Annotated in this window: 9 protein-coding genes and 2 pseudogenes; 10 read left to right on the forward strand and 1 reads right to left on the reverse strand. The window is 72.3% G+C overall.

The annotated features are described in order from the left end of the window. Positions 1-133 precede the first annotated feature (133 nt). Genes ABT034_RS15850 through ABT034_RS15865 form a run of 4 tightly spaced genes read left to right on the forward strand, consistent with a single transcriptional unit; the run spans position 134 to position 5,054 of the window. The gene (locus ABT034_RS15850; RefSeq protein WP_351215379.1) at positions 134-874 is read left to right on the forward strand and encodes a hypothetical protein; all 741 of its coding nucleotides are present in this window, start codon (positions 134-136) and stop codon (positions 872-874) included. Further along, positions 871-2,139 (forward strand): ATP-binding protein, encoded by a 1,269-nt coding sequence (locus ABT034_RS15855; RefSeq protein WP_351215381.1) that lies wholly within the window; start codon positions 871-873, stop codon positions 2,137-2,139. Before ABT034_RS15850 ends, ABT034_RS15855 begins: the two co-directional genes overlap by 4 nt. 60 nt (positions 2,140-2,199) lie before the next feature. Continuing rightward, positions 2,200-3,579 carry an FtsW/RodA/SpoVE family cell cycle protein gene (locus ABT034_RS15860; RefSeq protein ID WP_351215382.1) on the forward strand — a complete coding sequence of 460 codons (1,380 nt, stop codon included), beginning with the start codon at positions 2,200-2,202 and terminating at the stop codon, positions 3,577-3,579. Then, positions 3,576-5,054 carry a penicillin-binding transpeptidase domain-containing protein gene (locus ABT034_RS15865; protein WP_351215384.1) on the forward strand — a complete coding sequence of 493 codons (1,479 nt, stop codon included), beginning with the start codon at positions 3,576-3,578 and terminating at the stop codon, positions 5,052-5,054. The genes ABT034_RS15860 and ABT034_RS15865 overlap by 4 nt, the downstream gene beginning before the upstream one ends. 67 nt (positions 5,055-5,121) lie before the next feature. Here the strand turns inward: ABT034_RS15865 and ABT034_RS15870 are convergent, their stop codons facing one another. Further along, on the reverse strand, positions 5,122-6,243 hold the full coding sequence (locus tag ABT034_RS15870) for a ferritin-like domain-containing protein (protein WP_351215386.1): 1,122 nt from the start codon (positions 6,241-6,243) through the stop codon (positions 5,122-5,124). A gap of 146 nt (positions 6,244-6,389) precedes the next feature. Here ABT034_RS15870 and ABT034_RS15875 point away from each other — a divergent pair. The 6 genes and pseudogenes from ABT034_RS15875 to ABT034_RS15900 form a co-directional block, all read left to right on the forward strand. After that, a pseudogene (locus ABT034_RS15875) lies at positions 6,390-6,734 on the forward strand (diiron oxygenase); the annotation flags it as partial. Between the two features lie 70 nt (positions 6,735-6,804). Beyond that, positions 6,805-7,527: a TetR/AcrR family transcriptional regulator gene (locus tag ABT034_RS15880; protein WP_351215388.1), complete on the forward strand. Its 723-nt coding sequence runs from the start codon at positions 6,805-6,807 to the stop codon at positions 7,525-7,527. Between the two features lie 25 nt (positions 7,528-7,552). Further along, the gene (locus ABT034_RS15885; protein WP_351215390.1) at positions 7,553-7,861 is read left to right on the forward strand and encodes a DUF8847 domain-containing protein; all 309 of its coding nucleotides are present in this window, start codon (positions 7,553-7,555) and stop codon (positions 7,859-7,861) included. A 74-nt stretch (positions 7,862-7,935) separates the two neighbouring features. Continuing rightward, positions 7,936-9,339: a C40 family peptidase gene (locus tag ABT034_RS15890; protein ID WP_502972936.1), complete on the forward strand. Its 1,404-nt coding sequence runs from the start codon at positions 7,936-7,938 to the stop codon at positions 9,337-9,339. Between the two features lie 193 nt (positions 9,340-9,532). After that, on the forward strand, positions 9,533-10,204 hold the full coding sequence (locus tag ABT034_RS15895; RefSeq protein ID WP_351215392.1) for a DUF4097 family beta strand repeat-containing protein: 672 nt from the start codon (positions 9,533-9,535) through the stop codon (positions 10,202-10,204). A 44-nt stretch (positions 10,205-10,248) separates the two neighbouring features. Then, positions 10,249-10,369, forward strand: a pseudogene (locus tag ABT034_RS15900) (ABC transporter); the annotation flags it as partial.

The raw sequence follows: 10,369 nt of genomic DNA on the forward strand, positions 1-10,369 counted from the left end.
CGTCCCGAACACGGCCCCCTCCACGTCCCCCACTCCTGTCCGTCGGGCGCCCTCGCCTCGTGGGTTGTCGGTGAGCAGGTGGGGCTTTCCTCCGTTTAGGGTCTCCTTGGGTGTTCCGTGGTGAGGAGGTCGCATGAGGCCGCGCGGTGTGGTCATCGCCGTCTGCTGTGTCCTCCTCGCCCTCGGTGGGTGTGCTGACGAAGGGGCGCTCAGGAGTGCCGGGGCCACGCCCGGCGCTGTGGGACCCGTACGGCTCTGGCCCGATCTGCCGCCCGCCACCGATCCGCCCCTCGACTACGGGGAGTCCGACAGCTCTCGTGTTCCCGGCGTCCGGGTGTCCGACAACGACGTGCGTTCCGTCGAGGCCTTGGATGTCGTTCGTGCGGAGGTACGGGCTCGGGGCGATGTGTTCAGCGGGGGTGACGGGATGTACGAGGAGACCGCGCGTGCGATCGTCGCCTGCGGCACCGCGGCTGTCGCCTGTCCCGTCATGCGGCCGTACTACCGCGACCTCACCGGCAACGGTCAGGACGAGCTGATCGTCGGGATCCGCATGCCCGAGCAGCAGGTCGGGATCCGGGTCTACCTCGCCGAGAACGGCGGGCTCACCCGGATCATGTCCACCGTCGAACAGGTCATCAGCGTGGAGGTGGCGGGCAGGGATCTGATCACGCGGGTCGCGTCGGCGGGCATCCCCGGGTACGAGTACCGCACCGCCTGGTCCTGGGACGAGCAGCAGCACAGCATGCTGCCCACGCGGGACGAGATCGTGCGGGTGAAACCCTCCGCGTCCGGCGTGCCCGTGCCCCGGCTCGTGAGCCCGGCTCCCACCGTCGCACCCGCGCCCGTGCCGCTGCCCGCGGAGAGCCCGTGACGCCCCGGCTGCCCGCCTGGACCGCGACCCTCACCTGGAAGGCTGCCGTCTTCATCGCGGTGATGTGCTGCGCCCTCGCCGCGCTGCTCGGCATCCTCGTCCATGTGTCGGTGGCCGGGCAGACCACGGCCGACTCCCGGGAGAAGGCCCTCGCCCGGCTCGTCGACGTCACCCGGCTGTACGAGGCCGGTGAGCCGCTTCCCCGGTTCGCCGGGATCGACCCGGCCGGGCTGCCGGCGTCCCTGCGCGCCCTCGCCGTCCGGGGCGAGCGCGGCACGATGGTCGGTGACGACCGGGGCCGCCCGGCCATGTGGGCGGCGGGTCCCGCGGACGGCCGCGCCCTCGCCGTACGCGTCGACCACAGCCAGAGCGCCGAGACGATCGACGCGCTCGACCGTTCGATCCTCGGCTCCTCCGTGCTCGCGATCGGTGCGACGCTGCTCGTGGGCGCCTTCGCCGTCACCCGGGTCACCCGCCGGTTGCACCTCACCGCCCAGGTGGCCCGCCGGATCAGCGCCGGCGATCTCGACGCGCGCGTGGACGATCCCCGTACGAAGGACCCCTCGCGCCCGCAGGACGAGGTGGCGACGGTCTCGGGCGCGCTCGACACGATGGCCTCCTCGCTCCAGCGCAAGCTGCAGAGCGAGCAGCGGTTCACCGCCGATGTGGCGCATGAGCTGCGTACGCCCCTGACCGGGTTGTCGGCGGCCGCCGAGCTGCTGCCGGAGGGGCGGCCTTCGGAGCTCGTACGGGACCGGGTGCGGGCGATGCGGGGGCTCACCGAGGACCTGCTGGAGATCTCGCGGCTCGACGCCCGCAACGAGACCGTGGACCTGGCCGTGCACGAACTCGGGCCGCTCGCCGAGCGGGTGGTGCGCGCCTCCGGCACGGAGACGGAAGTACGGGTGGTGCGGGACGCGACGGTGGAGACCGACCGGCGGCGCCTGGAGCGGGTCCTCGGGAACCTGATCGCCAACGCGCACAAGCACGGGGCGCCTCCGGTGGTGGTGACGGTGGACGGGCCCGTGGTGTCCGTACGGGACCACGGGCCTGGATACCCGGGGTATCTGATCGAGTCAGGGCCGCAGCGCTTCCGGACCGAGAGCGGCGGCAAGGGGCACGGCCTCGGGCTGACGATCGCGGTCGGGCAGGCCGAGGTGATCGGGGCCGCGCTCGTGTTCGCCGGGGCCCCCGGGGGCGGCGCCGAGGCCCTGCTGCGGCTGCCCGAGTACGTCCGCCTCTCGGACGGCGCGCCGGAGGACTGACCGCACGGCACACCGTCACACAAAAGGGACATAGGGCATACCGCTTGCTACGTTGCGGCCATGACCACACCGCGAACGGACGCACCCCCGCCCGGGGTACGCATCCCGAAGCGCCGCGGCGTGGAACTCTCCCTCCTCGTCTGCGCCGTCCTCATCTCCGTCTACGGCTACGCCGAGGTCGGCCTCGCCCGCAGCGGAGCCGTACCGCCGGACGCCGCCCGCTACGGGGCCGGGCTCGGGCTGCTCGCGCTCGTCGCCCATCTCGCCGTCCGCTTCCGTGCCCCGTACGCCGATCCGCTGCTGCTGCCGATCGCCGTCCTGCTCAACGGGCTCGGGCTCGTGTTCATCTACCGGCTCGACCTGGAGACGCCGAACGACCAGGCCGCGGCCACCCAGCTGGTCTGGTCGACGCTGGGGGTCGGCCTCTTCATCGTGGTCGTGCTGCTGCTGCGCGACCACCGCTCGCTCCAGGGCTACGCGTACGTCTCGGTGGCCGCCGCGCTCGCCCTGATGATCCTGCCGATCTTCTTCCCCGCCGTGAACGGCGCCAAGATCTGGATCCGGATCGGCGGTCTCTCGTTCCAGCCGGGCGAGTTCGCGAAGATCCTGCTCGCGGTCTTCTTCGCCGCCTATCTCGCCGCCAACCGCCACGCGCTCACGCACACCGGCCGCCGGATCTGGAAGTTCCAGTTCCCGGCCGGGCGGGTCCTCGGGCCTGTCGTGGCGATCTGGCTGCTGAGCGTCGGCGTGCTGGTCGTGGAGCGGGACCTGGGTACGTCACTGCTCTTCTTCGGCCTCTTCGTGATCATGCTGTACGTGGCCACCGGCCGGATCGGCTGGATCGCCATCGGTGTCGTGCTCGCCGCCGCCGGCGCCTTCCTCGTCGGCTCGCTCGAACCGCACGTGCACAGCCGGGTCGAGGACTGGCTCGATCCCTTCGCCTCGATCCGTGCGGGCGACGGGCCGGGGCAGCTCGCCCAGTCGCTGTTCTCGTTCGCGGCCGGCGGGATGCTCGGCTCGGGGCTGGGGCTCGGCCATTCCGTCCTCATCGGCTTCGCCACCAAGTCCGACTTCATCCTCGCCACGGCGGGCGAGGAACTGGGGCTCGTGGGGCTGACCGCGCTCTTCCTGCTGTACGCGCTGCTCGTCGCCCGGGGGTACCGCGCCGGCCTCTCGCTGCGCGATCCCTTCGGGCGGCTCCTCGCGATCGGGCTCGCGTCGATCGTGGCCCTCCAGGTCTTCGTCATCGCGGGCGGGGTCATGGGCCTGATCCCGCTGACGGGCATGGCGATGCCGTTCCTGGCCCAGGGAGGTTCGTCGGTCGTCACCAACTGGGTCATCGTCGCCCTGCTCATCCGCGTGAGCGACTCGGCGCGCGCCCCGCAGCCGGACGACGCCGACACGGGGGCGCTCGTGCCCGTCAAGGAGGGCGCCTCGTGATCCGGTACGCACGGCGGGCCGCCGCACTCTGCCTCCTGCTGCTCGTGGCCCTCCTCGTCAACTCCGCCCGCGTGATGGTGTTCGAGGCCGAATCCCTCGACGACGACCCGGCCAACCGGCGCATCGCGATCAACCGGTACGCGCAGCCGCGCGGCGAGATCGTCGTCGACGGGAAGCCCGTCACGGGCTCCCGGGACAGCGGGCAGCAGCTCCGCTGGGAACGGACCTACCGCCAGGGGCCGTTGTACGCGCCGCTGACCGGCTACTCCTCGCAGACGTACGGCACCACCCTCGTCGAGCACGCCGAGGACGCGGTCCTGGCCGGCACCGAGCCGATGCTGGCGCCGCTCCCCCTCTGGAACGACCTCACCCGGGGCCGGCAGCCCGGCGGTGACGTCGTGACGACGATCCGCTCCTCGATGCAGGAGGCCGCCTTCCGGGGGCTCGGCGGGAAGCGCGGGGCGGTCGTGGCGGTGGAGCCGCACAGCGGCCGGATCCTGGCGCTCGTCAGCTCGCCCTCGTACGACCCCGGCGTCCTCTCCGGTACCGACCCCGGGGTCAAGGACGCCTGGAAGCGGCTCACCACCTCGCCGAACCAGCCCATGCTGAACCGGGCGCTGCGGCAGACCTACCCGCCGGGCTCCACGTTCAAGATCGTGACGGCAGCGGCGGCCCTGGACGCCGGGGCCGTACGGGACGTGGACGCGCCGACGGACACCCCCGACCCGTTCGTGCTGCCCGGCACCCGGCAGGTGCTGCCCAACGAGGCGAAGGGATGCGCGGACGCCTCCCTCGCGTACGCCATCCAGTGGTCCTGCAACACGGTGATGGCCGGGCTCGGGGTGAAGGTGGGCCTGACCGGGATGGTCGACGCGGTGGAGGCGTTCGGCTTCAACGACACGCGGCTCCGGGTGCCGTCCTGGGTGGCCAAGTCCAACTTCGACCAGGAGATGAGCCCCGACCAGCTGGCCCTCTCGTCGATCGGGCAGTTCGACACGACGGCCACGCCGCTCCAGATGGCGCTGGTGGCGTCGGCCGTCGCCAACAACGGGGAGATCGCCCACCCGTACCTCGTCGACCGCACGACCACCTCCGGCGGCACGACCGTGGACCGGACGGGCCGCCGCAGCTACCGGCAGGCCATGAACCCCTCGACCGCGATGCAGCTCCAGCGGCTGATGGTGAAGGCGGTCGAGGAGGGCACGGGGACGAACGCGGCGATCCCCGGCGCCCGGGTCGGCGGCAAGACCGGCACCGCCCAGCACGGCTTCGGCAACACGGGGACCCCGTACGCCTGGTTCATCGCCTGGGCCCAGGCCGGGGACTCGGCCCAGCCGGCCGTCGCCGTCGCGGTCGTCGTCGAGGACGCGGAGGCGGCCCGGACGGACATCAGCGGGGGCGGCAGCGCGGCTCCGATCGCCAAGGCGGTGATGACGGAGGCGCTGCGGTTGGAGGCGGAGACGCGGAAACCGTAGCTCGGATGTTGGATTCAAAATCCCGGATCCTGGAGGTTGGATTCTGGAGCTTGGATCCAATGTCCGGTCACTGCGACGCCGCTTCCCCCTCCGCGACCGCCTCGGCCACCTCGGCGATCCGTTCCCGCTCCTCCGCCGCGAACCGCTCGCGGTCCAGCGCCTCCGCGATCTCCTCGTCCTGGGTCATCAGCTGGTCCAGGTTCGAGTCGCCGAGGTCGAAGACGCCCATGTCGAGGTACGCCTTCTGGAGGCGTTCGCCCCAGAGGCCGATGTCCTTGACGCAGGGGACGATCCGGCTGAAGAGGAGCTTGCGGAAGAGGTGCAGGAACTCGCTCTGCTCGCTCAGTTCCTCCGCTTCCTTCCTCGGGATGCCGAAGTTCTCCAGGACCTCGACCCCGCGCAGGCGGTCGCGCATGAGGTAGCAGCCCTCGATGACGAACTCCTCGCGCTCGCGGAGTTCGGCGTCCGAGAGTTGGCGGTAGTAGTCGCGCAGGGCCATCCGGCCGAAGGCCACGTGCCGGGCCTCGTCCTGCATCACGTACGCGAGGATCTGCTTCGGGAGCGGTTTGTCGGTGGTGTCGCGGATCATGCCGAAGGCGGCGAGGGCGAGGCCTTCGATGAGGACCTGCATGCCGAGGTACGGCATGTCCCAGCGGGAGTCCCGCAGGGTGTCGTCGAGCAGGCCCTTGAGGTTGTCGTTGATCGGGTAGAGCATGCCGATCTTGTCGTGGAGGAAGCGGCCGTAGATCTCGGCGTGGCGGGCCTCGTCCATGGTCTGGGTGGCCGAGTAGAACTTGGCGTCCAGGTCGGGGACGGACTCGACGATCCGGGCGGCGCAGATCATGGCGCCCTGTTCGCCGTGGAGGAACTGGCTGAACTGCCAGGAGGCGTAGTGCCGTCGCAGGTCGCCCTTGTCCTTCTCGGTCATCTTCGCCCAGTGGCGGGTGCCGTGGAGGGTGAGGACCTCGTCGGGGGTGCCGAGCGGGTCGTACGGGTCGACCTCCACGTCCCAGTCGATCCGGGTGGCGCCGTCCCACTGCTTGTCCTTGCCCTTCTGGTAGAGGGCGAGGAGGCGCTCGCGGCCGGAAGCGCCCATGTCGTATTCCCACGAGAAGCGCGCCGAGCCGGTGGCGGGGACCTGCCAGGTGGGGGTGGACGGGGCCGTGGTGTAGAGGTCGCGCGTCGACACTGACGCCTCCTTCGGGGTCGGGCCGTTCCCGTGGTGCGAGTCCACCCGTCAGGCTCACACGGTGGTAGACGGATCGTCAACAAGTCGCGCGCAAGGGATTGACGGTGTCACTGACGAGCAGTCCGATAAGGGGTGACCCCCGGTAACGTGTTGGCGAGCGCCTTGTGGAGTCCTCCCGCAGACACTCCTACGACCCGGACACCGTGCTCGACTGGGACACGCCGTTCGAGGACGGCACGTGGTTCTGGCCGCCGGAGCTCGTCTCGTCTCCACGACCCCCGGCTCCTTCGCCGCCACCCTGCTCGGCGAGGAGATCCTCGACCGGATGCAGCGGCTGACCTTCCCGGACGAGCGGGTGCAGACCCTCGTCCGCGGGGTGACCCGCATTCACGCAGGCCGGGGCCAGGCGGCTCACGGACTTCCTCGACGACATCGGCGCCCTGCGGGGGCCGGGGCGGCGGCTCTGGAAGTCCTCGGGGCTGCCGGCCTGAAGCCGCGAGGCCCGCCGCCGCGGCCGGTTCCGGATGCCTGGCCCGCCCGCCCCGGGGCTACGCTGCGGGCATGACGAGCGCCGCCACTCCCGCGTACCGCAGACTCAGTGTCGAGGAGCGGCGCGGGCAGCTCCTCGACGCCGCCCTCGGGCTCTTCGCCCACCGGACGCCCGAGGACGTCTCGCTCGACGACGTCGCCGAGGCCGCCGGTGTCTCGCGGCCCCTCGTCTACCGCTACTTCCCCGGCGGCAAGCAGCAGCTGTACGAGGCGGCCCTGCGCTCCTCCGCCGACGCCCTCAACCGCTGCTTCACCGAGCCGCCGGAAGGGCCGCCCACGGAGCGGCTCGGGCGGGTGCTCGACCGGTATCTGGCCTTCGTCGACGAGCACGACGCCGGGTTCAGCGCCCTGCTGCGGGGCGGCAGCGTCGCCGAGACCTCCCGGACCACCGCGATCGTCGACGAGGTGCGGCGGGCCGCCGCCGAGCAGATCCTCGTCCACCTGGGGGTGGAGCGGCCGGGGCCCCGGCTCGGCATGCTGGTGCGGACGTGGATCGCCGCCGTGGAGGCCACCTCGCTGATCTGGCTCGACGAGGACAAGCAGCCCCCGGCCCGGGAGCTGCGGGCCTGGCTCGTCGACCATCTCGTCGCCCTGCTCGCCGCGACCACGGCGAGCGACGGGGAGACGGCGCGGGTCGTCGGGCTGCTCCTCGCCCAGGAGACGCCGGCGGGGCCGGTGGCGCGGCTCGCGCGGCGGGTGATGCCGGTGGTGGGCGAGGCGGCCCACCTGCTGTGAGCCCGGGGCGGGGGACACTGGAGGGGTGAGAAGCGAGAACACCCCCTTCCGTGGCGGCCCCCTCGACGGCCGGGTCCTGCCGATCCTGCTCGGCCCGACCGGCCACCCGCCGAAGTGGTACGAGGTTCCGGTCCCGGCGCACGACGGAAACCCGCCGACCGTGTACGCGTACCGGCGCGAGCCCGCGGGCTACACGAAGCGGCTCGGGCTCCAGCGCGGCTGGGTGTACGCGTACGCCCCCGGGGGCCGCGAGCGGCGCGAGCTGAAGTGGCCGTGGTCGAAGCCGGGCGGCGGTACGCCCCCGTCGGCGAAGGACGCTGAGCCGAACGGGTGAGGCCGCCGGACGCACCCCCATTTGTACGGTAATCAGTTGAACTGACACGTCATCATCCCCGTGGAGGTGGTGAGGTGTACGTGTCGCGAAGGCTGCTGCGCACGGTCTGCACGGGGGCGCTGGCCGCGGCGACGGCGTTCACGGGGATGCTGCTGCCGGGGGGCGCCACCGCCGCGCCGGACCCGCCGACCGACCCCCCGGTGGAGGCCCCGATCGCCTGGGCCGACCCCGCGGCGGAACCGGTGGGGCCCGTCGACCCGGACGCCTCGGCCCAGCCCGCGGACCCCGACACCCCCAGCGTCCCCGAGGCACCCGCAGCGCCTGACCCACCCAGCGCCCCTGACACACCCACCGCCTCCGACACCCCCACCATCCCTGACACCCCCACCGCCCCCGCCTCCCCCGCAGCCTCGCCCCCCGCCCCCCTCGACGACGGCGCCGCGCTCCCCCCTCCCGGTGGCGACTCCGTCAGCGCCCTGCTCGCCCGGATGCGCACGCTCTACCAGCGGGCCGAGGAGGCCGCCGAGCGGTTCAACGCCGCCGACGAGGCCCTGAAGCTCCAGGCCGCCGACACCAAGAAGGTGACCGCCCGGCTCACCGCCGCGCGGACCGCCCTCGCCCAGGGGCGCGCCGTGGTAGGCCGGATCGCCCGGGAGCAGTACCAGGGCAGGACCGAACTCCCCTCGTACCTGCGGATGCTGCTCGCGCCGGACCCGCGGTCGGCCCTGGACCAGGGGCATCTGATCGCCCGGGTCGCACGCGACCGTGCCGCGGCCGTCTCACGGCTGGAGAAGACCGCGCGCCAGGCGGACTCCCTGGCGAGCGCCTCCCGGAAGGCCCTCGACCGGCAGCAGCGCCTCGCCGTCGCGCAGCGCACCCGGCGTGACGAGGCGCGGGCCCGGCTCGCGGAGGTCGAGAAGCTGCTCGCCGCGCTCTCCCCCGGGCAACTGGCCCGGCTCACCGAGCTCGAACGCGTCCAGACGGCGGGCGCGCAGCGTGAACTCCTCGGCTCCGGCGTCCTGGACGGCCGGCGCACCCCGTCCCGGGCGGGCGCCGAGGCGCTGCGGTTCGCGGTGGGCCAGATCGGCAAGCCGTACGAGTGGGGGGCGGAGGGCCCTGAGACGTACGACTGCTCGGGGCTCAGCCAGCGGGCGTGGGCGGCGGCGGGCCGGAAGCTGCCGCGTACCAGCCAGGAGCAATGGGCGACGCTGCCCCGGGTGCCGCTCTCCGAGCTGCGCCCCGGGGACCTGGTCGTGTACTTCCCCGGCGCCACCCATGTGGCGGTCTACCTCGGCGAGGGCCTGGTGGTGCAGGCCCCGCGTCCGGGCGCGAAGGTGAAGGTCTCCCCGATCGCGGCGAACCCGCTGCTCGGGGCCGTACGCCCCGACCCGGACGGGGAGGCCCTGGCCACGTACGCGCCGCCCGCGCTTCCCGCGGGGGCCAGGGACGGCGGGGACGCGGGGTACGACCGCGGCTGACGCCATAGCGTTCATCTTCAGTTCATTGCAACAGGGTAACGCCTGACGTTGCATTATCCCGCAGGACCGTTGCAATGAAATTGCGGCTCTGACCTGCATTGATCGCGTCCCTACGCAACAAGCTTGTTGCTAGCTACGTGAATGCAACGTAGCGTTTCTCTTGTCAGAAACGACGAGCCGAAAGAAGAAGACCATGCAGAAGTTCCTCACCTCCGCCCCGATCTCCACCGTCCTCGACATCCCCGCCGGACGTATCCGGTTCATCGCCGCCGACCGGGCCGACACCACCGTCGAGGTCCTGCCCGCCGACGCCTCCAAGGGCCGCGACGTGAAGGCGGCGGAGCGGATCACGGTCGCCTACGGTGACGGTGTCCTGCGGATCGAGGCCCCCGACGCGAAGAACCGGGTCCTCGGGAACTCCGGCTCCGTCGAGGTCACCGTCCAGCTGCCCGCCGGCTCCCGCGTCGAGGCGAAGGCGGCCACCGCCGAACTCCGCGGCGTCGGACGGCTCGGCGACGTGGCCTTCGAGAGCGCGCACGGCACGGTCAAGCTCGACGAGACCGGAGGCGCCCGCATCACCCTCGCCGCGGGTGACATCGCGGTCGGCCGGCTGGGCGGCCCGGCGGAGATCAGCAGCCAGAAGGGCGACCTGACCATCGCCGAGGCCGTGCGCGGCTCGGTCACGCTGCGCACCGAGCACGGCGCGATCGCGGTCGGCGCCGCCCGCGGGGTCTCCGCCACCCTGCACGCCGGCACCGCCTACGGCCGGATCTCCAACTCGCTCCAGAACTCCGAGGGCGCCGCCGCGCAGCTCGACATCCACGCGACCACCGCCTACGGCGACATCACCGCCCGCAGCCTCTGACCCGCGACCCGCACCCTCCGATCCGTAACTGAGGAGTACTCACCATGACCGAAACGGCCATCGCGGCGAACGGGCTGCGCAAGTCCTACGGCGACAAGACCGTGCTCGACGGCATCGATCTGCGGATCCCGGCCGGGACGGTCTTCGCCCTCCTCGGTCCGAACG

The sequence above is a fragment of the Streptomyces sp. NPDC002773 genome (assembly GCF_040295605.1).
GTDB lineage: Bacteria > Actinomycetota > Actinomycetes > Streptomycetales > Streptomycetaceae > Streptomyces.